Annotated in this window: 21 protein-coding genes; 5 read left to right on the plus strand and 16 right to left on the minus strand. The window is 71.8% G+C overall.

Annotation, left to right across the window (positions count from 1 at the left end; genetic code table 11):
• Positions 1 to 110 precede the first annotated feature (110 nt).
• From NCI01_RS14555 to NCI01_RS14610, 12 genes are all read right to left on the minus strand, one after another.
• Positions 111 to 4,826: a DUF4082 domain-containing protein gene (locus NCI01_RS14555; protein WP_254182220.1), complete on the minus strand. Its 4,716-nt coding sequence runs from the start codon at positions 4,824 to 4,826 to the stop codon at positions 111 to 113.
• A 156-nt stretch (positions 4,827 to 4,982) separates the two neighbouring features.
• Positions 4,983 to 5,975: a glycosyltransferase gene (locus NCI01_RS22790; protein WP_254182221.1), complete on the minus strand. Its 993-nt coding sequence runs from the start codon at positions 5,973 to 5,975 to the stop codon at positions 4,983 to 4,985.
• Positions 5,972 to 7,129, minus strand: coding sequence for a DegT/DnrJ/EryC1/StrS family aminotransferase (locus NCI01_RS14565; RefSeq protein ID WP_254182222.1), 1,158 nt, complete (start codon positions 7,127 to 7,129; stop codon positions 5,972 to 5,974). Before NCI01_RS14565 ends, NCI01_RS22790 begins: the two co-directional genes overlap by 4 nt.
• Complete coding sequence (locus NCI01_RS14570) at positions 7,126 to 7,770, minus strand: NeuD/PglB/VioB family sugar acetyltransferase (RefSeq protein ID WP_254182223.1); 645 nt, start codon at positions 7,768 to 7,770, stop codon at positions 7,126 to 7,128. Before NCI01_RS14570 ends, NCI01_RS14565 begins: the two co-directional genes overlap by 4 nt.
• A complete protein-coding gene (locus NCI01_RS14575; protein WP_254182224.1) occupies positions 7,767 to 8,918 on the minus strand; it encodes a DegT/DnrJ/EryC1/StrS family aminotransferase in 1,152 nt (383 codons plus the stop codon). The genes NCI01_RS14570 and NCI01_RS14575 overlap by 4 nt, the downstream gene beginning before the upstream one ends.
• Positions 8,915 to 9,922 carry an NAD-dependent epimerase/dehydratase family protein gene (locus NCI01_RS14580; RefSeq protein WP_254182225.1) on the minus strand — a complete coding sequence of 336 codons (1,008 nt, stop codon included), beginning with the start codon at positions 9,920 to 9,922 and terminating at the stop codon, positions 8,915 to 8,917. The genes NCI01_RS14575 and NCI01_RS14580 overlap by 4 nt, the downstream gene beginning before the upstream one ends.
• A complete protein-coding gene (locus tag NCI01_RS14585; protein ID WP_254182226.1) occupies positions 9,919 to 11,043 on the minus strand; it encodes a Gfo/Idh/MocA family protein in 1,125 nt (374 codons plus the stop codon). The genes NCI01_RS14580 and NCI01_RS14585 overlap by 4 nt, the downstream gene beginning before the upstream one ends.
• Positions 11,040 to 11,669 carry an acyltransferase gene (locus NCI01_RS14590; protein ID WP_254182227.1) on the minus strand — a complete coding sequence of 210 codons (630 nt, stop codon included), beginning with the start codon at positions 11,667 to 11,669 and terminating at the stop codon, positions 11,040 to 11,042. Before NCI01_RS14590 ends, NCI01_RS14585 begins: the two co-directional genes overlap by 4 nt.
• Complete coding sequence (locus tag NCI01_RS14595; protein WP_254182228.1) at positions 11,666 to 12,505, minus strand: glycosyltransferase family 2 protein; 840 nt, start codon at positions 12,503 to 12,505, stop codon at positions 11,666 to 11,668. The genes NCI01_RS14590 and NCI01_RS14595 overlap by 4 nt, the downstream gene beginning before the upstream one ends.
• A gap of 111 nt (positions 12,506 to 12,616) precedes the next feature.
• Positions 12,617 to 13,333 (minus strand): hypothetical protein, encoded by a 717-nt coding sequence (locus tag NCI01_RS14600; protein ID WP_254182229.1) that lies wholly within the window; start codon positions 13,331 to 13,333, stop codon positions 12,617 to 12,619.
• A gap of 87 nt (positions 13,334 to 13,420) precedes the next feature.
• Positions 13,421 to 14,023: an aminoacyl-tRNA hydrolase gene (gene pth, locus NCI01_RS14605; protein ID WP_254182230.1), complete on the minus strand. Its 603-nt coding sequence runs from the start codon at positions 14,021 to 14,023 to the stop codon at positions 13,421 to 13,423.
• A 132-nt stretch (positions 14,024 to 14,155) separates the two neighbouring features.
• Positions 14,156 to 14,842, minus strand: coding sequence for a 50S ribosomal protein L25/general stress protein Ctc (locus tag NCI01_RS14610; RefSeq protein WP_254182231.1), 687 nt, complete (start codon positions 14,840 to 14,842; stop codon positions 14,156 to 14,158).
• Between the two features lie 273 nt (positions 14,843 to 15,115).
• Here NCI01_RS14610 and pepN point away from each other — a divergent pair, with 273 nt between their 5' ends.
• Positions 15,116 to 17,527, plus strand: coding sequence for an aminopeptidase N (gene pepN / locus NCI01_RS14615; RefSeq protein WP_254182494.1), 2,412 nt, complete (start codon positions 15,116 to 15,118; stop codon positions 17,525 to 17,527).
• Positions 17,528 to 17,684: 157 nt separating this feature from the next.
• Here pepN and NCI01_RS14620 read toward each other — a convergent pair whose 3' ends face one another.
• From NCI01_RS14620 to NCI01_RS14630, 3 genes are all read right to left on the minus strand, one after another.
• Positions 17,685 to 18,656 (minus strand): ribose-phosphate diphosphokinase, encoded by a 972-nt coding sequence (locus NCI01_RS14620; protein WP_254182232.1) that lies wholly within the window; start codon positions 18,654 to 18,656, stop codon positions 17,685 to 17,687.
• A gap of 111 nt (positions 18,657 to 18,767) precedes the next feature.
• Complete coding sequence (gene glmU, locus NCI01_RS14625; RefSeq protein ID WP_254182233.1) at positions 18,768 to 20,204, minus strand: bifunctional UDP-N-acetylglucosamine diphosphorylase/glucosamine-1-phosphate N-acetyltransferase GlmU; 1,437 nt, start codon at positions 20,202 to 20,204, stop codon at positions 18,768 to 18,770.
• A 35-nt stretch (positions 20,205 to 20,239) separates the two neighbouring features.
• Positions 20,240 to 20,917, minus strand: coding sequence for a hypothetical protein (locus NCI01_RS14630; RefSeq protein ID WP_254182234.1), 678 nt, complete (start codon positions 20,915 to 20,917; stop codon positions 20,240 to 20,242).
• A gap of 111 nt (positions 20,918 to 21,028) precedes the next feature.
• Here NCI01_RS14630 and NCI01_RS14635 point away from each other — a divergent pair, with 111 nt between their 5' ends.
• Genes NCI01_RS14635 through NCI01_RS22795 form a run of 4 tightly spaced genes read left to right on the plus strand, consistent with a single transcriptional unit; the run spans position 21,029 to position 25,378 of the window.
• On the plus strand, positions 21,029 to 21,865 hold the full coding sequence (locus NCI01_RS14635) for a hypothetical protein (protein ID WP_254182235.1): 837 nt from the start codon (positions 21,029 to 21,031) through the stop codon (positions 21,863 to 21,865).
• A gap of 21 nt (positions 21,866 to 21,886) precedes the next feature.
• Positions 21,887 to 23,179 carry an O-antigen ligase family protein gene (locus NCI01_RS14640; protein WP_254182236.1) on the plus strand — a complete coding sequence of 431 codons (1,293 nt, stop codon included), beginning with the start codon at positions 21,887 to 21,889 and terminating at the stop codon, positions 23,177 to 23,179.
• Positions 23,180 to 23,224: 45 nt separating this feature from the next.
• Complete coding sequence (locus NCI01_RS14645; RefSeq protein ID WP_254182237.1) at positions 23,225 to 24,124, plus strand: glycosyltransferase; 900 nt, start codon at positions 23,225 to 23,227, stop codon at positions 24,122 to 24,124.
• 18 nt (positions 24,125 to 24,142) lie between these two features.
• On the plus strand, positions 24,143 to 25,378 hold the full coding sequence (locus NCI01_RS22795) for a glycosyltransferase family 4 protein (RefSeq protein WP_254182238.1): 1,236 nt from the start codon (positions 24,143 to 24,145) through the stop codon (positions 25,376 to 25,378).
• Between the two features lie 13 nt (positions 25,379 to 25,391).
• Here the strand turns inward: NCI01_RS22795 and NCI01_RS14655 are convergent, their stop codons facing one another.
• Positions 25,392 to 26,348, minus strand: coding sequence for a hypothetical protein (locus NCI01_RS14655; RefSeq protein ID WP_254182239.1), 957 nt, complete (start codon positions 26,346 to 26,348; stop codon positions 25,392 to 25,394).
• Between the last annotated feature and the right edge of the window lie 153 nt (positions 26,349 to 26,501).

A 26,501-nucleotide genomic window follows, 5' to 3' on the forward strand; every position in this document is an offset into this window, starting at 1 on the left:
CACTCCCCTCGATGTGCTCAGGTCGACGTGGTGAAGCCTGCCCAGAGTGCGCGTCCCGGTCGGCTCGTGCCGTGGTTTGTCCCCAATTTTTGGTGGCCCGCGCCTGCCGGTCAGGGGGCGGCACGGAAGAGGACGTCGACGAAGTAGTTGGTCGAGTTCCACGAGCCCGTCGGGTGCCCGCCGCCGGCGCCGTAGCGGTAGCGCCCGTTGGCGCCGGCCGGGGCTGTCAGCGGTCCGACCGTGCGCGGAGTCGCGAAGTAGCCGCCCGTCGCCGAGAAGCGACCGGTCGGTGAGTAGTAGGAGACGACGTAGGTCTGGCCTGCGGTGACGGGGACCGCGGTCGAGAACTCGGCGGACTGCCACCCCGACGCCGTCTCGTCGGTGAAGGTGACGGTGCCGAGACGGTTGCCGTCGGGGTCCCACAACGACCCGGTATGCGTGCCCGTGTTGCCGGCGCCCTTCCAGAACCGGACCCCGACGACCGATCCGGCGGTCGAGGGCGTGAACGCCATGCCCAGCTCGATCGGGTCGGAGTCCTGAGTGTCGACCGCTGGCGTCACCCCGTCGAGCAGACGCGACACGGGTGTCGTGGCAGCAGCCGTCGTGAAGGACCAGGACTCGGCCGTGAGAGCGATCCCATCGCTCGAGCGCACTCCCGACACGTCCACGGTGTACGTCGTGCTGGCGGCCAGCGGCGCGTCGGGGGTGAAGCTCAGCTGCTTGCCGTCCGCGGACAGGGCCGCCGAACCGGGCACACCGGTGCTGCCCTGGCGTACAGTCATCGACCACCCCGACGGCTGGATGGCGTCGGAGAACGTGATGCGTGGCGTCACGTCGGCGGGAACCTCGGTCGCGCTCGCCACTGGTGCCCTCGACGAGACCGTCACGGGGCTCGGGTCCCTCTCGAACACGACGTCGACCCAGTAGTTGGTCGCGTTGTGGCTGTAGGTCGGGAACCCGCCCGCGCCGTAGAGGTAGCGGCCGTTGGAGCCACCGGGGACGGTGAGGTCCCCGGAGGTGAAGGCATTGCCGAAGAAGCCGCCCGACGTCGCGTAGTGACCGTTCGGCGCGTGGTAGGACACGACGTACGTCGTGCCGGCCGTGAGCCGTACGGGCGAGGCGAGCATCGCCGTCTGCCAGCCCGATGCGGTCTCCCCCACGAAGGTGACCTCGGCCAGCTTCGTGCCCGTCGCCGACCACAGGGTGCCTCGGTGGATACCGGTGTTTCCGGTCCCCTTGTAGAACCGGATGCCGGTGACCTGTCCGTCCTTCGAGGGCACGAAGGACACGCCCACCTCGACAGGGGAGCTGTCGTCGGCCGCCGCCTGGGCGGGCTGCTGGCTCCCGAACAGCGTCTGCTCGGCGGCGGGTTCGCCGGACCTCGTGGTGAAGCTCCACGCCTGGTTGGCGAGGGACACGCCCTCGGTCGACCTCAGTCCCGTCACGTTGACGGCGACGACGCCCCCGTCGGGGAGCAGCCCGGACGGGGTGAACGTTAGCCGCGTGCCGTCGTCGCTCAAGGCGGTGCTGCCGGGCACGGCGGTCCCGCTCGACGTGACCGACATCCCCCAGCCCGGGGCGAGGGGCGTGCTGACCTCGAGGACGACCGAGCTGGTGCGCCGCACCATCGTCGCGCCGGACGCGGGTGCCTGTCCGACCACGGTGAGGGGCGCTGGTGCGCGCTCGAAGACCACGTCGACGAGGTAGCTCGTGCTGGACGTGGCCGCGGGATATCCGGACCCGTAGGTGTAGGCGCCCGAGCCGGTTGCCACTACGAGTGGCGATCGCGACATCGACACGAAGCCACCGGGGGTGGCGGAGTATCGGCCGCCGGGGGCGCGGTATGACGCGATGTACTCGGTGTTGCGGGTGATCGGTACCGGCTGGTCGAGCACGAGGGTCTGCCACCCCGCCGTCGTCTCACCGCTGAAGGTGCCCGTCGCGAGCTGCGTGCCGCCAGTCGACCACAGCGTCCCCGTGTGGACACCGGTGTTGTTGGGCCCCTTGTAGAAGCGGATCGCGGTGGCGAACCCGTCGACCGTCGCGCTGAACCTGGTCCCGAGCGTCACGGGAGACCGGTCGGAGTCCTCGAGCACCGCGGGCTGGGCGTCGTCGTCGTAGAGCGTGCAGGGGCACACGCCGGGCGCCGCTGCGGGCTTTGCGGTGCGGAAGCGCCACGTCGCGCCGGAGCTGACGTCCTGCCCGAGCGTGTCGGTGCCGGCGACCGTCGCGGTGTACTCGACGTAGCCGGCCAGCGGCGTGGCCGGGGTGAAGACGACTGTCCGGGTCGCGGCGTCGTACGTCGTGCTGCCCTGGACCGTCTGGCCGAGCTCGTCCTTCAGCACGAGGGACGCCGAGCCTGCTGCCACGGGCTTGGAGAAGGTGGCGCGCACGGTGGTCCCTGTGGGGACGCTGCCCGACCCGGGGATCGGCAGGCGGTCGGTCACCGACAGCGGCGAGGTGTCGACGGTCGTGAAGAGCACGTCGACGTAGTAGTTGCTGCTCTGGTGGGAGCCGGCCGGGAACTGCCCGGGTGAGCCGAAGACACCCGCGGGAGCGGCTCCGAACCCACCCGAGACGGTGAAGGGCGGAGCCGTCCTCGGTCCGGCCCAGAAGGCGTCGGGCTGCAGGGCGTACCGGCCCTGCGGCGCCGTGTAGGACACCACGTAGGTCTGGCCGGCGCTCACCGCCACGGCCGAGGTGAACTCCAGCGACTGCCAGCCGGTCGCGGTCTCGTTCGCGAACGTCCCGCGCGCCAGCAGCTCCCCCGTCGAGCTCCACAGGGAGCCCTGGTGGGTGCCGCCGTTGCCGGTGCCCTTGTAGAAGCGAACGCCGGAGACGTAGCCGCTGCTAGTCGGGGTGAACCGAAGGCCGAGCTCGACGGCGCCGGAGTCGTCGGTCGCGGGCACGGGCGGCACCTCGGCCCCGAAGACCGAGCACGGGCACGTCACGTTGACGGTGCGGCTCACCACCGGGCCGATGTTGGCGCTGTCGTCCGAGGCGCGCACCTTGAGCGAGACGTCCCCCATGCCCTTCTGGACGTAGGAGTACGACCACGACGTGGTCCCGGTCGCGGGGTGCCACGTGTCGCCGCCGTTGGTCGAGACCTCGACCCCGGCGACGCGACCCCCGCCCGAGTCGGCAGCGGTGCCGGTGATGGTGCGCTGCGAACCGTTGGCGAGGGTCGCACCGGCGGCCGGTGAGGCGATGGTGACGGTCGGACCGGTCGTGTCGGTCGACCCGGTGGACGCGACCAGCCCGGCCATCAGGGTGCTCGGTTGGGCGCCCATGTCGGCGAGGAGGTTGACCTGCGCCTGCTGCATGCGGACGTCGGCCGGTTCAGGTGCGAACGGGCTGTCGTGCTGGGAGTCGAGCCCCCACGTCCACTGCACAGAGCCCGCGCTGAAGACGAGCGCTCCGCTCGGGGCCTTGTAGAGGGTGAGGTTGTGGGTCGTGGTCCCCGGGGTCACCACGTTGCCGTAGTCACGCAGGTACTCGGGCGTCGGTCCCACGGTCGTCGAGAGTCTCACCAGGCCAGCAGGTCGGTGGCCGTTGTCGACGTCCTCGTTGGACTCGTAGCCGACGGTGTGGGGAGCCAGTGCCCTCGTCTGCCCCGCGGTCATCGTGGCCAGCGACGTGTTGCGCCAGAGCCGGTACTTGCCCTCCTCAGCGCTGACCGTCACCGGCAAGTCACTGTAGTTCGCCTGGTACATCGTGCCGGTGAGCGCGTTCTCGGGAAGCCCACCGCCCAGCTCCTGCGGCGCGTAGCGCGGGTCGCGCCACGTTCCGGTCCACTGCGGGCTCGGGTCTGACTTCCGCCGGTCCCACGTCTCCTTGTAGGTGACCAGGGTCCGGTAGGGCGTGCGGCTGCTGTCGAGTGACGACTCGTAGCGCGTGCGCCAGTAGACCTCGTTGCCGCTGAGGAACTGCAGGTTCACACCCGCGTCGCGGGCCGCCTCGACGTTGGCGCGCTGCGCTCCGCTCCAGTACTCGTCGTGCCCGACCGAGAGGAAGACCTCGTGGTTCTTGAGGAGGTGTCCTCGACGGTCGGTGTCCACGCCCGCCATGTAGCTGATGTCGTATCCGTTGCGCTCGAGGAAGCGGACGAGCGGGTACTCGTTGGCGAAGAAGAAGTCCCGCCCGCCGACGCCGCCGCGTGTGTACATCGGGCGGTTGTAGGAGACCTTGAACGCCCTTCCGTTGGCGCCACCGTTGTAGAAGTTCGACCCGCCGTAGTTGTTGTACGCCTGCCACGTGGGGTCTGAGGTCTGGAAGACCACGTCCGACGTGCTGGCGTCGTCGCGGACGATGAAGGTGATGTGGCTCGCGTCGCCGTTGCTCCGCTCGAGGTGGGCGATGTAGACACCCGAGACGGCGGTGGACGGCACGTTCCACGAAGCCGAGACGGCCCAGTTGCCGCAGTCGACGGTCTCGGTGGTCAGGTCGTTGAGGCAGTTGGGCTGGTTCTGCGGGAGGGGCACGCTCGGGGCGATGGAGGTGATCTTGCGGGCCCCGTTGCCCTGGTAGTAGCCGATCCGGTAGATGTCGATCGTGTAGGCGGACGCGTCGGTGTCGATCTTGAAGTCGATGCGCTGGCCGACGTTGACGGAGATGTCGGTGGAGAACCCCTGGATCGACTCGGAGCCCGCCCCCCACAGGTCGTCCCAGATCGCCGGATCGGTGCCGGGCTTGGAGTTCTCGCAGGCGATCTTGTTGCCGCCCGGGGCGCACGGATCAGCCGCGTTCGCGGGCGCAGGTCCGCCCAGCAGGACCGGACCGAGAAGTGCATTGAGCGCTGCGACCAGCACCAGAGCAAGCAGCCTCACCGTCCATGCCCGCCCGAGACCCACCGTGTGACTCGCGACAGCACCCATCTCATCCCCATCCTTCGGCGCACCCCAAAGGCGCCACGGTCAGATCTTCTTGGCGCGACGCCCGAGCGACCACCGAGGGGACCGGATATCCCCAATTTCAGGACGTCCTCATGCGCCGGTCATCGCGACCGGCGTCCGACGGCCGCGCTGGCGAGGGATCCGCACGCCGCTGATGTGCAGCGGGGGCGGGTCGGACACCTTGGTGACCGTGCGGCTCGCGGCGGCCACGAGGTCGCGCGCCTTGAGGCTGTCGGCGTCGCGGGAGATGCAGAGGTCGCGGAGCGCGAGCTCGAGCGCGATCGTCAGCTGGTGGTCGTCGACGTGCTCGCCGTGCATCGCGCGGCGGGGCACGAGGACGGGGCACTTGCCGTTCTCCAGCGCCATCAGCGCGATGCCGGTGCCGGCGTGCGCCACGACGACGTCGGCGTCGCGGATCGCCGCCGACATCTCCTCCGACGGCACCCGCACCCGGGCGTCGATGCCGAGTCCGGTGGTGTCGGTGCCCCCGGTCTGCCACAGCACCTCCGCGTCCGGCGGCACCAGCGGCACCAGCCGGTCGAGGAGCCGCCGGAACCCGTAGCCGTCCTGCGTGCCGAGGCTCACCACCAGCGAGCGCACCGGACGCTCGGCGGCCGGGGTCGTCTCGTAGAGCTCCCAGGGCGAGGCCAGGAACTGCCAGTGACCCCGCGCCAGCGCGCTGGACTGGCTGAAGGTGGTGATGCCCGGCACCATCGCGAGCGCGCGACCGGACAGGGAGGGGGCGTCGAGCCGGGTGGCGCTCTCGATGTAGACCGTCTCGATGCCCCGCAGGCGCGCCTGCGGGAGCACCGCCAGGGCGAGCGCCGCGCCGGTGCTGACCACCAGGGACACGTCGTGGTCGGAGAAGAGCACCCGGCAGGCCATCGCGTTGCGGGCCAGCGCCCGGGTATCGCGGGGCGGGCAGGGGTGGGCCCAGTGGACCCGCTCCCCCGCCAGCAGCGACTCGGTCTGCGGGGTCCGGGGGGTCACCCACACCACGTCGTCGCCCACGCCGAGCCGCGGCCGCAGGGTGTGCAGCTGCATCAGGTGGCCGCCGTCGTTGGCGACGAGGAGGGTGGTCACGACGGGCCGCCTGCCACCGCGTCGGCCAGCACCTCGACGACGCGGTCCTGCTGCGCCTCGGTCAGGTGCGGGTGCATCGGCAACGAGAGGATCTCCCCCGCGGCGGCCTCGGCGACCGGGGCCGTCCCGGGGCCGAGACCGAGGTGTGCGTAGGCGCCGGTCCGGTGGACCGGGTAGGGGTAGTGGATGCCGGCACCGACCCCGGCCCTCCCGAGCTCGGCCAGCACCCGGTCCCGCTCGGCGACCCGGACGACGTAGAGGTGCCACACGTGCTGCCCCTCGGCGCCCAGCAGCGGGCGGCGTACGCCGGGGACGTCGGCCAGCAGGCTGTCGTAGCGAGCGGCCGCGCGGACCCGCAGCTCGTTCCACTTCTCGAGCCGGTCGAGCTTGGCGCGGAGGTAGACCGCCTGCACGGTGTCGAGCCGGGAGTTCATGCCGATCACGTCGTGCACGTAGCGGGTCGAGGAGCCGTGGTTGCGCAGGCGCCGCACCTCGGCCGCGACCGTGGCGTCGTCGGTGGTGACGGCGCCGGCGTCGCCGGCCGCGCCGAGGTTCTTGCCGGGGTAGAAGCTGGTCGCCGCGACCGTGCCGAGCGCACCGGCGCCGCGACCTCCGAGCCGGGCGCCCTGGGACTGGGCGGCGTCCTCGACCAGCGGGACACCGGCATCCTCGCAGACCTGCGCGAGGCGCTGCATCGGCGCGAGCTGGCCGAAGAGGTGCACGGCCACCACGGCCTGCGTGCGGTCGGTGATCGCGTCCTCGACCAGGGCGGGGTCGATGAGGAGGCGCTCGTCGTCGCAGTCCACGAGCACCGGCACCGCCCCGATCCGCGAGACCGCCTCGGCGGTGGCGATGAAGGTGTTGGCCGGGATGACGACCTCGCCCTCCGGAGCGACACCCACCGCCCGCAGGGCGAGCTCGAGCGCGTCGGTGCCGTTGGCGACGCCGACGCAGTGGTCGACGCCGACGAACGAGGCGTACTGGTGCTCGAAGTCGGCGACGGCCGGCCCGTCGACGAACGCGGTGGCCGCGAAGACCGCGGCGATCCCCGCCTCCACCTCGGCCGCGACCTCCGCGTGCTGCGAGGCGAGGTCGACGAAGGGGACGTTGCTGGTCTTGCTGGTCTTGCTGGTCATGCTGGTCTTGCTGGTCATGCATGGACTCCTGTCCGGATCGGTCGGGCGGGCACTCCCGCCCAGGTCTCTCCTGCGGGGACGTCGTCGAGGACCACGGCCCCCATCCCGACGGTGGCGTCGGCCCCGATGTGCACGCCCTCGCGCACCGACGCGTTCATGCCGATGTAGGCGGCCTCGCCGACCTCGACGTCACCGCCGAGGGACACGCCGGCGCACAGGGTGGCGAAGTCGGCGACGGTGCAGCCGTGCGTCAGCGTGACGTGGGGCATCAGCACGACGTGCTCGCCGACCTCGACGTCGGCCGTCAGCACCACGCCGTCCAGCGCGATCGAGCCGCGCCCGACGTGGCAGCTGCCCGGCAGCACGATCCGTGGGTGGAGGAGCGTGGCGTAGCGCGACGCGCCGAGGCCGACCATGGCGAGGCGTGTCGCGACGCGGCGACGCAGCCGGCCCTTGCCGAGGGTCAGGACGACCTCGTCGTCGACCAGCTCGGTGACCAGGTCGACGCCGCCGAGCACCGGCGCGAGCCCGTGCAGGGTGCCCCACCGGGCGGGGTCGTCGTCGACGACCTGGACCGGGCCAGGGTGCTGGACCAGCACGGCGACCGCGGTCGCCTCGCGGGCCAGCCCGCTGGCGCCGACGAGGACCAGCCCGCTCACGACCGCCCCGCCGATCCGAGCGCGTCGCACACCCGCTGGTGCTCGGCGTCGCTCATCTGGTGGAAGAGCGGCAGCACCAGCGTCGCGTCGGTGAGCCGCTCGGTGACCGGGAGCGGCGCGTGCGGGCGCTCGGCGTGCGCCGGCTGCCGGTGCGCGGCCATGATCCCGCGTCGGGCCGAGATGCCGGCGGCGGCGAGGTGCTCCATCATCTGCTCGCGGTCGAGCGGGTGCTCGGGGAGGACCTCGAGCCAGCAGGACTGGAAGTTGCTGGTGCCCCAGGCGGGGTCCCCCACGAGTCGGAGGCCGGGCAGGCCGGCCACCGCGTCGGCGTACCTCGCGGCGAGCTCGCGCCGGCGGGCGACCATCTCGGGGAGCCGGCCGAGCTGGACGAGCCCGACCGCCGCCTGCAGGTCGGTCATCCGGAAGTTGAAGCCGACCTCGTCGAAGCTCTCGGGCGGTGCGAGCAGGCTGGCGTGCCGATCGGCGGCCGAGACGCTCATCGCGTGCTCGCGCAGGCGCCGGGCACGCGCGGCCCAGTCCGGCCGCGAGGTGGTGAGCATCCCGCCCTCGCCGGTGGTGAGCAGCTTGCGGGGGTGGAAGGACCAGGTGGCGATCTCCGCCTCCGCCCCCGCCGGGCGGCCGTGGGAGGTGGAGCCGGCCGCGCAGGCCGCGTCCTCGACGACCGTGATGCCCAGGGGGTCGCACCACGCGCGGATCGAGCGCAGGTCGAGCGGCACGCCGCCCTGGTCCACGGCGATCACCGCGCGCGTCCGCGGGGTGACCACCGTGGCGATCGTGGCAGGCGTGAGGTTGCCGGTGACGGGGTCGACGTCGGCGAAGACCGGTGTGGCCCCCACGTAGGTCGGCGCGTTGGCGGTGGCGACGAAGGAGAACGACGGCACCACGACCTCGTCTCCCGGACCGACGCCTGCGACGACGAGCGCCAGGTGCAGCGCGGTCGTGCAGCTGCTCAGCGCGACCGCGTGCGCGACCTGCTGGGACTCCGCGAAGGCGGCCTCGAAGGCGGCCACCCGTGGACCCTGGGCGACCCAGCCGGAGCGCAGCACCTCCGAGACGGCCGCGACCTCCTCCTCGCCGAGCCACGGCTGCATCACGTTGATGCGCGTGAGCTCCTGGTCGACGCTCACCGCGCCACCGCCACGGCACGTCCCGCGGCGATCTGCTCGCGCTGCGGGCGCCACCACTCGACGAGCTGGCGCAGGCCGTCCTCGAGGCCGGTGGTCGCTGTGAAGCCCAGGTCGCGCTCGGCCGCGGTGGTGTCGGCGAGGCGGCGTACGACGCCGTTGACGCCACGCTCGGGACCGTGCTCCACGGGGAGGTCGGAGCCCATGACGCGCAGCAGCGCCTCGGCGAGTCCCAGCAGGCTGGTCTCCTCGCCGCGGGCGACGTTGTAGACACCCTCCACGACGTCGGAGGACGCCGCCAGCACGTTGGCGCGGGCGATGTCGGTGGTGAAGACGAAGTCCATCGTCTGGCGGCCGTCGCCGAAGATCAGCGGCGGCAGCCCGTCGTCGATCCGCTCCATCCAGCGCACCAGGACCTCGGTGTAGAGGCCGTGCACGTCCATCCGCGGCCCGTAGACGTTGAAGTAGCGCAGCGCCACGTAGTCCAGCCCGTGCATGGCCCGGAAGCTGCGCAGCATGCCCTCGTTGAAGGTCTTGGCGGCGCCGTAGAAGGTGTCGTTGTCGTAGGGGTGCTGGTCCTCGGGCGTCGGGAACCGCTCGGCCAGCCCGTACACCGACGCCGACGACGCGGCGACCAGCTTGTCGACGCCGGGCGCCGACGCCGCGGCCTCGATGACGTTGAAGGTGCCGTCGACGAGCACCTCGAGGGCGAGCCGGGGCTCCTCGGCGCACTGGGTGATCCGGATGGCGGCCTGGTGGAAGACGACGTCGCACCCGCGGGTGAGGTCGTGCACGAGGTCGCGGTCGCGGATGTCGCCGCGCGCCACCACGAGGTCGGCCCCGTCGCGCCCGAGGGCGTCGGAGAGGTTGGCCTCGCGGCCGCGGACGAAGTTGTCGAGGACCCGCACCTGGGCGGCCCCGGCGTCGAAGAGCTGGTCGACCAGGGTCGAGCCGATCGTGCCGGCCCCGCCGGTGACCAGCGCGGTCGCGCCTGCCAGCGCGGTCATCGCGCGCCCTCCATCACGGGCTCGCCCACGGGTGCGCCGACCTGGCGGGGCACCGGCGGCGGGCCGGCCGCGACCGGAACCGTGGTGTCGTACGACGTCTCGGCGCGCGCGGCCAGCCGGTGCGAGGCGGCCTCGAGCACCTCGAGGACGCGGAGCCCGGACCGGCCGTCGGTCAGCGCCGGGCGGCCCTCGTGGATCGCCGAGGCGAACTCGGTGACCATCGACCCGAGGGCCTCGCGCTCGGGCAGCGCCGGCGACCAGGTGTCGCCGAGGCGGTAGGACACGGTGGAGGCGGCGCGGTCGGCGCCGGCGACCGACGTGCGGGCCAGGTCGACGCCCCGGTCGTAGATGCTGAGCCGCTGCTGCGGGTTGAGGTCGTCCCACACGAGCGTGCGGCGCGAGCCGCCGATCACCATCTGGCGGATCTTGGTGGGGCTGAGCCAGTTGACGTGCACGTGCGCCAGCCCGTCCTCGGGCAGCGGCAGCGTCAGGTGGCCGACACAGGCGCGACCGGCACCGATGGGGTCGGCGCCGGTCGCGCCGATGCCGGTGGTCGGCAGGCCGCCCGGCAGCACGAAGTCGAGGATGGCGAGGTCGTGCGGGGCGAGGTCCCACAGCACGTCGATGTCGGGCTGCACCAGCCCGAGGTTGATCCGCACGGAGTCGACGAAGTGCACTTGGCCGAGCTCGCCGCTGCTGACGAGGTCGCGCATCTTCTGAACGGCCGGCGTGTAGCAGTAGGTGTGGTCGGTCATCAGGGTCAGGCCCTGCGCGTCCGCCAGGTCGACCATCGTGCGGCCGCGGGTGACGCTGTCGGCCAGCGGCTTCTCGACCAGCACGTGCTTGCCCGCGCTCAGCGCCTGCAGCGCCAGCCCGTGGTGGGTGCGGGCCGGGGTCGCGATCGCGACCGCGTCGATGCCCGGGTCGTCGAGCACCCGCTCCACGCTGTCGGTGACCTCGACGTGCGGACCGGCCACCCGGCGCGCCCGCTCCAGGTCGAGGTCGCAGACCAGCCGGAGGTCCCAGTCGGGGGACGCCCCGAAGTTGCGGACCAGGTTGGGGCCCCAGTAGCCGGCGCCGATCACGGCGATGCCCAGCGGGCCGGGCGTGCGGGTGCTCATCGTGCTTCCTCCAGTCGGCCGTCGGCCTCCACGTAGACCTCTCCGGTGACCGGGCAGATCCACCGGTCACGGTTGTCCGAGACGAGCGGGACGCCGCTGCGGCCCACCCAGCCGATCCGCCTCGCGGGCGAGCCGACGACGAGCGCGTGCGCGGGCACGTCGCGGGTGACGACCGAGCCGGCCCCCACGCTGGCCCACCGGCCGATCCGCACCGGGGCGACGCACACGGCGCGTGCCCCGACGGACGCTCCCTCCTCGATGGTCACCCCGACGGGCTCCCAGTCCTCGGCGCCCTTGCGCCGGCCGTCGGTAGTGACCGCGCGGGGGTAGGTGTCGTTGGTGAGCACGACGGCCGGGCCGATGAAGACCCCGTCGCCCAGGACGGCCGGCTCGTAGACCAGCGCCTGGTTCTGCACCTTGCAGCGCTCGCCGATGCGCGCCCCCGGGCCGACGTAGACGCCGCGCCCGAGGATCGTGCCGTCGCCGACCTGCGCGCCCGACCGGACGACGGTCTGGTCCCACACCTGCGCGCCGGGACCGACGCGGGCGCCGTCCTCGACGGTCGCCGTGGGAGCGACGAGGGCACGGTCGCGTGGGCGGGGCCGCGCGTTGGACAGTGAGGTCATGTGCGTGAGCTTTCGTCTCGTTGCCAGGTGGTGAAGTCCCCGGACCTCAGCGCCTCGCGGGCGCCGAGCCGGGCGGCGACGTGGACGGCCACGAACACCGGGAGTCGGAGGGCCAGGCCGGGCCGGGTGACGGCGAGGCCGAGCAGGGTGCGCGCGCTGGTGCGCGAGGCGGGACGTCGCACGCCGAGCTGCGCGGCCTGGGTGTTGCCCGTCGCGATGCGGATGCGCCGGCGCACGAGGTCGCGGACGGTGCGCGGCGGGTGCACCACCGCGACGGCGGTCGGCACGACGCGGCGCTCGTCGCTGCTGAACGAGTCGGACATGCCGAGGTCGTCGCTCATCATCCGCGGCAGCGCGGTGACCCGCGCCTGTCCCTGCTCGGACAGGACGACGACGCCGCGGCCGAAGAGGCCGGCCTCGACCTGGGGCAGCGCCTCCCAGACGTCGTAGTACCACCGCACCCAGCGCGAGCAGCCGGTGCGCGGCACGTCGCGGCGTGGGGCGGTGGCGAGGACCTCCTCGCGGGCGACCGGCTCGATGAGCCGGAGCGCGGCGGCGCCGTCGAGCTCGATGTCGGCGTCGAGGTGGATGCGCGGGAAGACGTCGGTGGCGGCGTTGCCGACCCGGACGGCCTCGGCCTTCGACGGCTGCGGGATCTCGATCACGCGGGCGCTCGGGTCGGCGGCGCGGGCCGCGTCGGCGGTGGCGTCGGTGCAGCCGTTGCAGACCACGACCACGTCGAGGTCGGCGCCGGTGCCTCGGCGCAGCGCACGCAGGTTGCGGCCGATGGTGGCCGCCTCGTTGTGGGCGGGTATGACGACACTGGCGACAGCCATCTCACTCCCCCGGCTCGAGTGCCGGGCCCCACGCCCGGCACGGTCCGATCTTGTTGACCGCGACGGCCCGGACGGACCGGGCACGGGGGCTTTCGCCCATTTTGGGGAGCCCTACCGGGCAGCGGCGGCGAAGGTGATGTCGGCCGACCTCAGGTCGCGCAGGTGGAGCACGAGGAGGTCGAGCTCGGCCACCGACCACGTGTCGTCGACCGAGACGCCGGAGGCCGTCGTGCGCAGTGTCCGGTAGAGCTCGAGCGGCTGCTTGCGCAGCTCGGCGTGCAGGGTGCCCTCGAGCACGAGGCGCAGATAGTCGTGCTGGGCCACCGGGTCGGATCCGTAGCGGTAGGCGGCGTCGACGTCGTTGTCGGCGGCGAGCCGCGCGAAGGTCCGCCAGTCGATCGCCATGACGTGGTCGACGCGACGGCCCGCCGACGACTCCACCGCGGCCACCGCCGCGCTCGCCGGCCCGGCACCCAGCCCGGCGCGGTCGTCGTACGGCATCGGCACGGACACCACCCTGGCGCTGCGCCCGTCGGCCGGGACCTCGACGAGCATCACGGACTCGACGGCCTGGTCGCCCGGCAGCCAGGCCACGTCGTCGTCGCCGCCGGGCCGGGTGCCGACCATGAGGATCGTCTCGCCAGGCTGCTCCGGCGGTCGCTCGCCCAGGCCGTCGAAGGCGCCCTCGATGCGGCCCATCCGGTGGGTCAGGCTGAGGTTGAGGCCCACGGCGGCGGCGAGGCCGAGCACGCCCAGCAGCGTCGCGACCGCCAGCAGGCGGCGCAGCCGTGGGCGCCCAACCCGGCCGGATGATCCGGCTCGTGCCATCGATGGTCCCCCGTCCGTCCGGTGCCCGACGCTAGGCGGCGGGGCGGGAGAACCTCATGCCCCAAACAGGGGACCGTCCAGCGGAGGCTAGGAGTTGAAGCGCTGCTGGGTCTTCTCGAGCCCGTCGGTGATGAGCGAATCGACGGCGTCAGCGGCGTCGGCGACCTGGAACGGCAGCTCCTTGCGCTCGACCGTGGAGTAGTTGGACAGCACGAAGTCGGCGACGTCCTGCCGGCCGGGCGGGCGACCGATGCCGGCGCGCACGCGGTGGAAGTCGCCGGTGCCGAGCGAGGACCGCATCGACTTCAGCCCGTTGTGGCCGTTGTCGCCGCCGCCGAGCTTGATGCGCAGCGTGCCGAAGGCGATGTCGAGCTCGTCGTGGATGGCGATGATGTGCGCGGGGTCGACCTTGTAGAACGTGGCGAGCGCCTTGACCGGCCCGCCCAGCTCGTTCATGTAGCCGCGGGGGCGCGCGAGCACCACCCGCGGGCCGCCCAGCGACAGCCGGCCCTCGACGACGTCGGCACGGCCCGACTTGTGGCTCCTGAAGGGCGACCCCATGCGCGAGGCGAGCTCGTCGGTCACGAGGTAGCCGATGTTGTGGCGGTGCCCGGCGTAGGCGGGGCCGGGGTTGCCGAGGCCCACCACGAGCCACACCTCGCTCGCCGTGGTGGCCTGCTCTGTCGTCACGTCCCCATCCTTCCATCGCCGACCGGGCACTTCCTCGCGCTACGAAGCGTCGACCGGGCACTTCCTCGCGCTGTAGCGCGAGGAAGTGCCCGGTCAGTGCGGTTCAGCGCGAGGAAGTGCCCGCTCAGTGGGTCACTCGGAGTCGGTGCCCTCGGCAGCGCCCTCCGCGGGAGCCCCGGCGCCCTCGGCAGCCTCGGTCTCGGCCTCGGGGGCGTCGTGCTCGATGCCGGCCTCGGCCTCGGCCTCCTCCAGCTCGGCCTCGAGGGCCTCGGCGGAGATCTGCTGGGTCACGTTGACGATCAGGAGGTCCTCGTCGGCGAGCAGCGTGGTGCCCGACGGCAGGTCGAGGTCCTTGGCGAGGACCTGGGTGCCCTCGGCAGCGCCCTCGACGGAGACCTCGAAGAACTCGGGGATGTGGGTGGCCTCGGCCTCGACGGAGACGACCGAGTTCTCGGTGACGACCAGGGTCTCGGGAGCGGCGTCGCCCACGACGTGGATCGGGACGTCGACGGTGACCTTCTCGCCGCGGCGCACGGCGACGAAGTCGAGGTGCTCGATGACGCGGCGGATCGGGTCGATCTGCACGTCCTTGGTCAGGGCGAGCTGCTCGGAGCCGTCGACGTCGAGCGCGAGGAGCGCGTTGGCGCCGCCGTGCTTGAGGGCCATCATCGTCTGGTGGCCGGGCAGGATGACGTGGACGGGCTCGTTGCCGTGGCCGTAGATGACGGCGGGGATCTTGTCCTCGCGGCGGATCCGGCGGGCGGCGCCCTTGCCGAACTCGGTGCGGGGCTCGGCGGCGATCTTCTCGGGGGCAGACATGATGTTCTCCGTACGTCGGTGGCTGGGTGCTTCGTGCTGCGTGCGTCGTGCTGGGCGCGGCCCGGGGTGTGCTCGCGCGTTCAGTTCGGGGGCCTCGGCCGGAGACGACGAACGCCGCGCTCCGGATCGGGGGCGCGGCGCAGCGGGTGCGGTCCGGCCCAGTCGATCACGGAGTCCCGTCGTGCGGGCTCCCTCGCCGAGGCAACCCCAGAACTCTAGACGGGGTCGGGCGTCAGGTCGAATCTGCGCAACTAGGGTGGCCCGGTGCCCCTGATGCTCCCCGAGGCGCGCGAGCGCGCCGCCCTGCTGACCGACGTCCACTCCGAGCTCCACCTCGACCTGACCTCCGCCGAGGACTTCGGCGTCGAGGCGACGATCTCGTTCAGGTGCACGCAGCCGGGGGCCTCGACGTTCCTCGAGCTCAACGGCGGCACCGACGTGACGCTCGACGGCCGCCCCGCGCCCTACGCCGACGGACGGATCGCCCTGACCGACCTGGGCGAGTCCAACACGGTCCGCGTGACGGCCCGGATGCCCTACGTCACCGACGGCGACGGCATGACCGTGACGATCGACCCGGCCGACGGCGAGCGCTACGTCTGCGCCCACACCTCGATGGACATCACGCAGAAGGTCGTGCCCTGCTTCGACCAGCCCGACATCAAGTCGACCTTCACCCTGACCGTCACGGCGCCGTCGCACTGGACGGTCTTGGGCAACGGGCCGCTCGAGGCGCGCACCGCGGGTGACGGCGCGGACACCTGGACCTTCGGCACCACCCCGCCGTTCTCGTCGTACCTCTTCACCCTCGTCGGCGGACCGTGGGTCTCGGTGACGTGGGACGAGCCCTACGCCCCCGCACCGGGCGGCACGCTGCCCTTCGGCTGGCACGCGCGGGCCTCGCAGGGCCGCGAGCTGCAGCGCGACGCCGACGAGCTCAAGCGCATCACCAGCGCCTGCTTCCAGCACTACACGACGATCTTCGAGCCCGACTACCCCTACGCCGACTACCAGCAGGTCTTCGCGCCGGGTCTCAACTGGGGCGCCATGGAGTTCCCCGGCTGCGTGGTCTTCCGCGACCAGGCGCTCACGCAGGGCACGCCGACCGAGCTCGAGCGCGAGTGGCTCGCCTCGACGATCGCCCACGAGATGGCCCACATGTGGTTCGGCGACCTCGTGACGATGAAGTGGTGGGAGGACTCGTGGCTCAACGAGTCGTTCGCCGACTTCATGGGCTACGACGTCGCCGGCGTCGCGGCCGGCTACACCGACGCCTGGACCTCGGCCGCCATCACCCGCAAGCCGGCCGGCTACCGCGCCGACCGGCGACGCTCGACGCACCCGATCGCCGAGGACACCGACAAGATCGTCGACGTCGACACCGCCTTCGCCAACTTCGACATGATCACCTACGCCAAGGGCAACTCCGCGCTCGCGCAGCTCGGCCACTGGCTCGGCGAGACCGACTTCCTCGCGGGCGTCAACAAGCACCTCACCACCCACGCCTTCGGCAACGCGACGCTGGCCGACTTCCTCGACTCCCTCGACGCCGCCAGCGAGAAGGACGTCCGCGCCTGGGCCGAGGCGTGGCTGCGGACCACCGGCTTCGACACCCTGCGCGTGACGCGCGGGGCCGACGGCGTCCCCGTCCTGACCCGCGAGGGCTCGCGGCCGCACCGCCTCACCGTGTCGGCGTACGACGACGCGATGCGGCTCGTGGACTCCCGCGACGTGCAGCTCGGCGACGAGCCCGTACGCCTCGAGGAGCTCGCCGGCCGGGTCGTCGTGCCCAACTCCGGCGACGAGACCTTCGCCGTGGTCCGGCCCGACGAGCAGTCATGGGCCGCGATCACCGCCGGCCTGTCGACGGTGGAGTCGCAGCTGACCCGGGCGATGCTGTGGTGGACCGCGGTCGACCTCTGCGAGTCGCAGGTCATCGGGGTCGGCGAGCTCGTCGACCTGGCCGACCGCCACCTGCGGCCGGAGAGGCACCCCGTGGTGTTCGAGGGCGTGATGCGCGCCCTGCAGTCGGTCACCCGCCGCTACACCGACCCGGCCGCCGCGGCCGGCCACCTCGCCGTCATCGCCGACATCGCGCGCGGGGCGGTCGACGACGGCTCCCCCGCCCTGGCGCCCGGCGCCTCGCGGGTGCTCGCCCGGACCAGCGCGGACCGCGGCTTCCTCGTCGACTGGCTCGGCCAGGACGACGTCGACCAGGCCATCCGCTGGGCGGCGGTGCAGCGGCTCGCGGAGCTCGGCGACGACTCGTGGATCGGCCCCGAGGAGGAGCGCGACAAGTCGGTCTCCGGCCACCACGCCGCGCTCACCGCCCGGGCCGCCGTCCCCACCCCCGAGGCGAAGGCCGCCGCGTGGGAGCAGCTGATGGGCGGCGAGCTGGGCAGCCACGAGTTCGACGCCGTCGGCGCCGGCTTCTGGGGCTGGGACCAGGCCGAGCTCGTCCGCCCCTACCTCCAGCGCTACGTCACCGACGGCCTCGCCCTCGCCCAGCGCTCAGGACAGGCGATGGGCGACGTGATCGGCGACGCCTTCCCGCTGCTGCCGCTCCCGGTCGACGTACGCCACGAGCTGCGCGCCGCGGTCGCCACCGCCCTCGAGGGCGACGTCCCCACGGTCCTCGCGCGCTCGTGGAACGACTCGCTCGACGACCTGGACCGCACGCTCTGACGGGCGCCGAGGGGCGGTCACCGGATATCCGGTGACCGCCCCACTTTGCACCCGTGATCTGGGGTGCGAAGCGGGAGTCTCGGGTGCACAGTCACCGATCGACAGGCGAGAACGGCCGTCGTGGCGGCGCCCGGCGATCTCAGCTGCTGGATGCGACCTAGGCGTGACCGTCGAACATCGAGGTCACGGAGCCGTCCTCGAAGACCTCGCGGATCGCCCGGGCGATGAGCGGGGCGATCGAGAGGGTCGTGAGCTTGTCGAACTGCTTGTCGGCCGGGACCGGGAGCGTGTTGGTGACCACGACCTCGATGGCCGACGAGTTCTTGAGCCGGTCGACCGCGGGGTCGGAGAGGATCGGGTGGGTCGCGGCGATGATCACGCCGGCCGCGCCCGCGTCGACGCACGCCTCGGCGGCCTTCACGATCGTGCCGCCGGTGTCGACCATGTCGTCGGTCAGGATGCAGATCTTGCCCTCGACCTCGCCGACGACGCGGTTGGCGACGACCTCGTTGGCGACGTCGGTGCGGCGGGTCTTGTGGATGAACGCCAGGGGCACGCCGCCGAGGCGGGCCGACCAGCGCTCGGCGACCTTGATCCGGCCGGCGTCCGGGGAGACGACGGCGAGCTGCTGGTCGCCGTACTTGTGCTTGACGTAGTCGGTGAGGATCGGCAGCGCCATCAGGTGGTCGACGGGGCCGTCGAAGAAGCCCTGGATCTGGTCGGCGTGGAGGTCGACCGTGATCAGCCGGTCGGCGCCGGCGGTCTTGAAGAGGTCGGCGACGAGGCGGGCCGAGATCGGCTCACGGCCGCGGTGCTTCTTGTCCTGGCGGGCGTAGCCGTAGAACGGCATGACCACAGTGATCCGCTTGGCCGAGGCCCGCTTGAGGGCGTCGACCATGATCAGGTGCTCCATGATCCACTCGTTGATCGGAGCGGTGTGGCTCTGGATCACGAAGGCGTCGCACCCTCGCACGGACTCCTCGTAGCGCACGTAGAGCTCGCCGTTGGCGAAGGCCCGTGCGTCCTGGGGCACCAGCCCGCACTCGAGGAGGTCGGCGACCTCCGTGGCGAGGTCGGGGTGCGCCCGGCCGCTGAAGACCATCAGGTTCTTCTCGGTGGTCCGCTTCATTCCGGTCACGCGACGCGACTCCTCGCTGTCCTGGTCAAGCCTCGGGGGTGGCTCGTTCGGAGGTGCTCGACAGCAGTCTGACCCACAAGCCGCCCACCACCAACCCCGGGGTCACTGGTCGGTCGTCTCCTGCTGTTCACGCGCCGTTCGCGCGGCCTCGGCCTGGGCGGTGCCGGCGCGCTTGGACTCCGTCCAGCCCTCGAGGTTGCGCTGCGGGGAGCTGCTGACGGCCAGCGCGCCGGCCGGCACGTTGCGGCGTACGACGGTGCCGCCCGCGGTGCCCGCGCCGTCGCCGACCTCGACCGGCGCGACGAAGGTGTTGTTGGAGCCGGTCTTGGCGTGGCGGCCGATGACAGTGCGGTGCTTGGCGACCCCGTCGTAGTTGGCGAAGATCGTGCCGGCGCCGATGTTGGTCCCCTCGCCGATCTCGGCGTCACCGACGTAGGACAGGTGCGGCACCTTGGCGCCGTCGCCGATCGTCGAGTTCTTGGTCTCCACGAAGGTGCCGATCTTGCCCGCGGCACCGAGCCGGGTGCCGGGGCGGAGGTAGGCGAACGGCCCGACGGAGGCCTGGTCGCCGATGACGGCGAGCTCGCCGTGCGTGCGTACGACGCGCGCGCCGGCGCCGACCTCGCAGTCCTTGAGCGTCGTGTCGGGGCCGACCACGGCGTCCTCGTGGACGACGGTCGCACCGAGGAGCTGGGTGCCGGGCAGGATCGTGGCGTCGGGCTCGAGGACCACGTCGGCCTCGATCCAGGTGGTCGCCGGGTCCATGACCGTCACGCCCTCCTTCATCCAGTGGGTCACGATGCGCCGGTTGAGCTCGCGACCGAGCTCGGCCAGCTGGGCGCGGTCGTTGGCGCCGGCCGTCTGGGCGACGTCGTCGATGAGGTGGGCGCCGACGGTGAGCCCGTCCTCGCGCGCCAGGCCGACGGCGTCGGTGAGGTAGTACTCGCCCTTGGCGTTGTCGTTGGTGATCCGGGCCAGCGCCGAGACGAGGAACTCGGCGTCGAACGCCAGGATCCCCGAGCTGATCTCGTCGATCTCGCGCTGCTCCGGCGTCGCGTCCTTCTCCTCCACGATCGCCTCGACGTCGCCCTCGTGGTTGCGCACGATCCGGCCGTAGCCGAAGGGGTCGGCCAGCCGGCCGCTCAGGATGCTCACCGCGCGCTGCGCGGCGTGGTGCTCCTCGGCGAAGGCGCGCAGCGACTCGCCCTCGAGCAGCGGGGTGTCGCCGGCGGCCACGATCACGGTGCCGTTCGTCGTGCCCGAGGCCTCCATCGCGACGCGTACGGCGTGACCGGTGCCCTGCTGCGTCTCCTGGACCGCCAGCACCGCGGACGGCAGCAGCCCGGTGATGTGCGGCCCGACCTGCTCGCGCTGGTGACCGACCACCGCGACGACCCTGGTCGGCTCCACGGCCTGCACGGCGTGCAGCACGTGGCCGATCATGGAGCGCCCGCCGATCGGGTGCAGCACCTTCATGGTCTTGGATCTCATGCGGGTGCCGCCGCCGGCGGCGAGGACGATGACGGTGAGGTTGTCCATGGCCGCAGTGTGTCACCGGTCGACCGTCCAGCGGATCAGCGGCCTGCAGCCGCCAGCTCCCGTCGCTGCGGCAGCGGCTCGACGCGACGCGATGATCGACGAGCCTCGAGGGTAAGGACGGCGGCCAGGGTCAGTCCGGCACCGAGCAGACCCGTCATCACGAGCGCCCGGGGACGGCTTCCGGTGACCCCGTAGACCGTGGGGACCTGGGGTGAGGCCTTCACCGTGATCCGGTTGCGCTGCGAGACACCCTCCGCCTCCTGCAGGTCGTCCAGGCTGGTGGCGATCCTCTCGCGGAGCTCGCGCACCTTGTCCAGCACGAACGTCTGCGAAGGACCCACGGCCTCGATGCTGAGCACCTGGCTGTCGAAGTTCGTCGCCCACTGGCCGCCGTTGTCCGGGAGTCCGATGGACCATCCCTCGCGGACACCGGCGCCGACCAAGGTCGCCTCGGGAGAGGCGTACTTGGGGACCCGGCCGGGTCCGAGCACGACCTTGGCAACGGCTCCGGCGGTGATCACGATCGACTCCGACGACGACAAGGCGTTGGGGTGGAACTCGTTGCGGGGCACGAGGAAGACGACCTCGGTCCGGGTCCAGTACACCGTGCGGTACTGGATCGCGAGCAACCCCGCGGCCAGGGTGACGACCAGGCCCAGCACGACGACGACTCGGTGACGCCACGCGGTGGCGAAGAGATCTGAGAGTGTCATCGGTCCGGTTCTCGCCGTGGGAGTACAACTTGAGACAGGTTGCTATCGTACGCGCCAGCCTCCAGTCAGACTCAGGGGCCAAGCACGCCGACTCACGGGACACGGACTCTCATGGACAAGCCAGCCCTCATCGGCATCGCTCGCCGACGCTGGTACCTCTTGGTGCTCGGGGTCCTGGCATCCGCCGTCCTCGGGTTCGGAGCCTCGGTCTCCAGTCCGCCCACCTACACCGCGCGCGCACTCGTCATGCTGCTGCCGTCGCAGACCACGGTGGGCGACGACGGCAACCCCTTCCTCGAGCTCAGCGGCCTCGAGCTCCCGGCACGCGTCGTCGTCGCCTCGCTCAGCAGCACCTCGGTGCGCGACAAGTTCGGTGACCAGTTCCCCGACGTCGGCTACGCGGTGACCATCGAGGAGTCCACCCGCGGGCCAATCGTCGCGATCGACGTCTCCGGGTCGTCGGACGACACGACGCTGGCAGCGCTGCCACCCCTCATCCAAGAAGCGATCACGACGCTCGAACGACTGCAGAACGAGGTGGGCACGCCCCCGGAGGCGACGGTGCGGGCGATGGTCCTGACCCAGGACGAGACCGCCACGGCAGACAGAGGAGGAACCGTCCGCCTGGTCATCGCAGCCGTCGCTCTCGGGCTGGTGGCCACGGTGCTCCTCGCGAGCGCCATCGACGGGCGGAGCCGTCAGCGCCGGGTCCGCGCGATCGCGGCGGAGAGCGGCGCGGTCGCACCGGAAGACCCCCCGCAGGACGATCCAACCGGACTTCCTGACCGGGCCGGCGGCGTCCAGCCGGAGGACGCGGAGCCGAACGGGTCCGATCCGGTCGACCCCGAACCACAGCCAGCCTCGCGTCCTGTCGCAGGCAGCCCAGCACAGCGAGGCCGGACCGGCCGGCCTCGCAGCGGCAAGGCCCGCTCCAGGAAGCCGCACTGAGCACGACCTCGAGCCCTGACCATGAACCCGATCTCCTGGCTCACCGCCTACCTCGTGCTCCTGCTCGGTGTCCCGTCGACCCAGATCATCGGGCCGTTGGGGAGCGCGGGATCGCTCGCCATGGTGTTCGGCCTCGCCAGCTTCCTGCTCTGGGTGGTCCTCCGGACGGCGGCCGCCCAGACCAGCGACGCAGGGCCGCAGCCCGTGCGTCGCGCGCTCGCGTTCTTCCTCTTCTGCGTCGGCCTGACCTACGCCTGGGCCATGTCCCACCCGATCAGCCCCGACGAGGTCAGCCCGGCTGACGTCGCGGTGCTGGCCCTCATCTCCTGGTCCGGCACCTTCCTCGTCGCCCATGACGCGCTGGACACCCTGCCCGAGCTCCGCACCCTTGTCCGGCGCATCGCCTTCGGCGGGGGCCTGCTCGCGGTCCTGGGACTCCTCCAGGCATTGACCAGGCAGTCCTGGGTGGACCGCGTGTCGATCCCGGGGCTGACGGTCACCCAGGTGGCGGGCAACTTCGACCGCGGCGGCTTCCCACGACCGTCCGGCACGTCGGTCCACCCCATCGAGTTCGGTGTGGTCATCGCCCTGCTCCTCCCCATCGCGCTCCACGTCGCCTTCCACGACACGACGCATCGCGTGTGGGTCCGGTGGTTCCCGGCGGCTGCTATCGGGGCGCTCGTCCCCCTGACGTCCTCCCGCTCTGCCTACCTGGGGGCGATCGTGGGCCTGGTGATCTGCATGACCGGCTGGGAGGCACGTCGTCGTTGGCAGATCCTCGGGCTGGCGGGCGTCGGTGTCGTCGCGATGCTGGTGGTCACGCCCAACCTCCTGAACTCAATCGTGCGGCTGTTCTCGGGAGCCTCCGAGGACCCGAGCGTCGCCTCCCGCACCGGGAGCTTCGACCTGGCCGCGACCTTCATCGAGCGCGCTCCCGTGCTGGGGCGAGGGCTGGGCACCTTCCTGCCCAAGTACCGCATCTTCGACAACCAGTACCTCCTGCTCCTCGTCACGGTCGGTCTTCTGGGAACCATCGCCTTCCTCACCCTGGCCGTCGTCGCCGTCCGCACTCTGCTCCGCGTCAGGCGGCAGAGCGACGACCCCGCCAGCAGGGATCTCGCGACCAGCCTCGTCGCCAGCGTCGTGGTGGGGTTCGTGAGCCTGGCCCTCTTCGACGCCTTCGCCTTCTCCCAGACGATGGGCACCCTCTTCCTGCTGCTGGGCCTCAGCGGGGCACTGCGCCGCCTGACGTCGGAGGGGGCGCCCGTCCCGCCCTCTCGGCCACCCACGCGCCAGGACGCGCCGTCCGCATGATCCCACGAGGGTCCTGCGGACCCTCGGCGTGGCTATAGTGCGTTCGTGCTCCTGGACGTGGCGGTCGTGGTGGTCACGTACAACAGTGCGGCGCACGTCTCTGAGCTGCTCGACAGCGTGCCTGCAGCGATGGGTGACCTGACCTACAGCGTCACCGTCGTCGACAACGGGTCGACCGACGGGACCCTCCCGCTCCTCGACGCCCGGACCGACTGCCGGGTGATCCGATCGTCCAACGTCGGATACGCGGCCGGGGTCAACCGTGGCGTCGCGGAGTCGAGCCCCGCACGGACCTATCTCATCCTCAACCCGGACGCCGCGCTGGACCCGGGCGCCGTGCCCGCCATGGCCGCGGTCGCCCGCCGACCGCACGTCGGCGTGGTGGCACCGCGCGTGCGGGAGGCGGACGGCACCCTCTCCCCCACGCTCCGGAGGAAGCCGAGCCTGGCACGGGCGGGGGGCCTCAGCTTCACCGGACTCGCCACCTTCGCCGAGCGGATCGAGGACCCCGCGGCCTACGAGCACGAGCATGCAGTGGACTGGGCGGTCGGGGCCATCCTCCTGATCGACGCCGAGTGCTACCGCGCCGTGGCGGGACTCGACGAGACCTACTTCCTCTACTCGGAGGAGACCGACTTCAGCCTTCGCGCGAAGGACCTGGGATGGATGACCGTCTACACCCCGAGCGCGGGAGGGATGCACGTGGGCGGCGGCTCCGGCGAGAGCGCGACGACGCACACCATGAAGATCGTCAACCGGATTCGGATCTATCGTCGTCGTTCCGGCACGGCGCTCGCCTGGGTCTACTTCGTGATCACGGTCCTCAACGAGCTCCGACGCGCGGTCATGGGGCACCGCCGCTCCTGGCCGACGCTCCACGCGCTCCTGCGCCCTGGCCGGCGCCCAGTGGTGCTCGGCGCCTCCGACCACCTGCTTCCGAGCTGACCCCGACGAGGAGGACCAGTGCGCGACGTACTGCTGATCGCCCCCGCTTGTGACGGACAGGACGTCGGTGAGTCCTGGCTCGCCCACCAATGGGCCGAGCTGCTGTCGCAGCGTGCCGACGTCACTCTCCTGACCAGCCACAAGCGCGACCACGTCCCCCCTTCCCAGCAACTCAGCGGCGTACGGATCGTCGAGTGGCCCGAGCCCCCGGGCGTGGGCCGCTTCGAACGGTTCAACAGCCTCCTGCAGCCCGGATACGCGCCGTTCTACGTCCGCGCGCGCCAGTGGATCCGCCGTCGGACCGCCGAGGGGGAGCACTTCGACGTCGTGCACCAGGTCGTCCCGGTCGCGATGCGCTACCCGAGCCCCGCGACCGGTCTGGGTGTGCCGGTGGTCCTCGGCCCCGTGGGCGGCGGCCTCGAGTCTCCGCCGGCCTTCGTCGAGGAGGAGGGCGGGACACCGTGGTACCAGCGGCTCCGCGCGCTGGATCAGGCGCGACTCGCGCACGACCCGCTGCTCAGGCGTACCTACGAGCAGGCCGCATGCGTCGTGGGGATCGCGCCCTACGTCGGCGACCTCCTCGCCGGGCTGACGTTGACGCGGTTGGCGATCATGAGCGAGACCGCGGTGCGCGAGCTCCCCCCCGAGGTGGACCGCTCGGCCCGTCGCGGCAGCGTCCGCCTGCTCCACGTCGGACGCACGATCCGGACCAAGGGCCTTCGCGACGTCATCCGGGCGCTCGACCAGCTGCGCGACCTCGACGTCACGCTGGACGTCGTGGGCGACGGCAACGACCGGAGCGCGTGCGAGGAGCTGACCACCGCGCTGGGGCTCGGTGCGCGGGTCCGCTTTCACGGCTCGCTCCCTCGCGAGCAGGTGATCGGCTTCTACGAGCGCGCCGACGTCTTCGTCTTCCCCAGCTATCGCGAGCCCGGGGGCAACGTCGCCCTCGAGGCGATGGCAGCCGGCCTGCCCGTGGTGGTGTGCGCGCGCGGCGGCCCCGGCGCCAACGTCGACGACGATTGCGGCTTCAGGCTCCGGGCCGAGAGTCCGACACAGCTGGCCGAGGACGTCGCAGCCGCCCTGAGGCGGCTCGTGACCGACCCCGGCCTGCGGGCCCGGATGGGTCGGGCAGGGCGGCGCAAGGTCGAGTCCACCCACTTGTGGGAGCACCGGGTCACGCAGATGCTCGACCTCTACGAGGAGGTCATCGACGCGCATCCCGTGCCGAGAGTCGGACAGTCCCGACCCTGACCCGTCCCCCGCCTCAGGCCGGAGGCACGCGCTGCTTGCTGTGGCGCCACCGGTTGCCGCTCCAGACGTTGCCGGGCGCGGACTTGTCGAAGTCGGTGATGGCGAACCAGTAGCCGCAGTTGCCCGTCGGGCCACGCTCGAAGACGTTGTCGATGAACCTGATGTTGTTGACGCCCTCGGAGTAGGGCTTGCCGCGCGTGGAACCGCCGTAGGCACACGCACCCCCGGTCGAGGCGAGGAACAGGTTGTTCTCGATGAGGTTGTCCTCGACGACCGCGCCGTCTCCGTAGCCGGTGAGGCTGGCCGAGCAGCCGGCGTCGGGCGGGACGTCGGGAGCGTCGCAGGTCAGCGTGTTGTGGATGAGCTTGGCGCGCGACCCCATGCGGATGCCGGACTCGTGGTGCACGCCCGTCTCGTCGGTCATCTGACCGTGGACATAGCTGTCGATGACCTTGCACTTGAACCAGCACATGATCGAGCGTGACCCGCCCACCACCTCGACCCGCCGGGCGGTGAACCTGATCGAGCCGATGCCCGTCCAAGGCTCGTCGCCGGCGTCCACGTTGGACCGCTTGATCTTGAACGAGGTGTCGTGCGCCTCGTAGTCGTTCCACACCGTGCCGTTGATCCTCGACCTCGTGATCACCACGCCCGCCGCCTGGATCTCGAGGTCGCAGTCGACCAGCTTGGCGTCGATGACCGTGCCGTCACGGGTGATCGTGCAGGGACCGCGGTAGGGCTGCAGCTGCACGCCTGCGGGCACGCCGGTGTTGGCAGCGGACGGCCACGGCTTGCGTCGTGCCTGCTCACGCGGTTGTGCGACCGTCTCGCTCGCCGAAGGTCGGGGCGATGACGCCTCCGAGAGCGGCACGGCGCCCTGCACCCCGGTTGGTGCGACCAGGAGGCTGAGGGCCAGTCCCGGCAGGGAGACGAGCGCCGCAGGCCGAAGCCAGGTGGGCTTTGAGCTCATGGCAATTCATCCTTCGAGGCATTGGGCATCGTCGTTTCGGTGCATGGCACGAGCGCCCCCTGCCATCACGCAGAGGCAAACGTAATGCACATCCGGGGTATGCCTGCGGGCAAAATTTGGGGATTCTCCTACGAGCGTTCGCGAGATCTCGGG

It is taken from the genome of Nocardioides pinisoli (assembly GCF_024199985.1).
Classification (GTDB): domain Bacteria; phylum Actinomycetota; class Actinomycetes; order Propionibacteriales; family Nocardioidaceae; genus Nocardioides; species Nocardioides pinisoli.

Excerpts from the sequence above, each read along its gene's own strand:
- NCI01_RS14585 (WP_254182226.1), bottom strand. The coding sequence starts at position 11,043 with ATGAGCACCCGCACGCCCGGCCCGCTGGGCATCGCCGTGATCGGCGCC.
- NCI01_RS14580 (WP_254182225.1), bottom strand. The coding sequence starts at position 9,922 with ATGACCGCGCTGGCAGGCGCGACCGCGCTGGTCACCGGCGGGGCCGGC.
- NCI01_RS14595 (WP_254182228.1), bottom strand. The coding sequence starts at position 12,505 with ATGGCTGTCGCCAGTGTCGTCATACCCGCCCACAACGAGGCGGCCACC.
- NCI01_RS14655 (WP_254182239.1), bottom strand. The coding sequence starts at position 26,348 with ATGAGCTCAAAGCCCACCTGGCTTCGGCCTGCGGCGCTCGTCTCCCTG.
- NCI01_RS14630 (WP_254182234.1), bottom strand. The coding sequence starts at position 20,917 with ATGACACTCTCAGATCTCTTCGCCACCGCGTGGCGTCACCGAGTCGTC.
- NCI01_RS14640 (WP_254182236.1), top strand. The coding sequence starts at position 21,887 with ATGAACCCGATCTCCTGGCTCACCGCCTACCTCGTGCTCCTGCTCGGT.
- NCI01_RS14565 (WP_254182222.1), bottom strand. The coding sequence starts at position 7,129 with ATGACCAGCAAGACCAGCATGACCAGCAAGACCAGCAAGACCAGCAAC.
- pepN (WP_254182494.1), top strand. The coding sequence starts at position 15,116 with ATGCTCCCCGAGGCGCGCGAGCGCGCCGCCCTGCTGACCGACGTCCAC.
- NCI01_RS14590 (WP_254182227.1), bottom strand. The coding sequence starts at position 11,669 with ATGACCTCACTGTCCAACGCGCGGCCCCGCCCACGCGACCGTGCCCTC.
- NCI01_RS14635 (WP_254182235.1), top strand. The coding sequence starts at position 21,029 with ATGGACAAGCCAGCCCTCATCGGCATCGCTCGCCGACGCTGGTACCTC.
- NCI01_RS14610 (WP_254182231.1), bottom strand. The coding sequence starts at position 14,842 with ATGTCTGCCCCCGAGAAGATCGCCGCCGAGCCCCGCACCGAGTTCGGC.
- NCI01_RS14620 (WP_254182232.1), bottom strand. The coding sequence starts at position 18,656 with ATGAAGCGGACCACCGAGAAGAACCTGATGGTCTTCAGCGGCCGGGCG.
- NCI01_RS14600 (WP_254182229.1), bottom strand. The coding sequence starts at position 13,333 with ATGGCACGAGCCGGATCATCCGGCCGGGTTGGGCGCCCACGGCTGCGC.
- glmU (WP_254182233.1), bottom strand. The coding sequence starts at position 20,204 with ATGGACAACCTCACCGTCATCGTCCTCGCCGCCGGCGGCGGCACCCGC.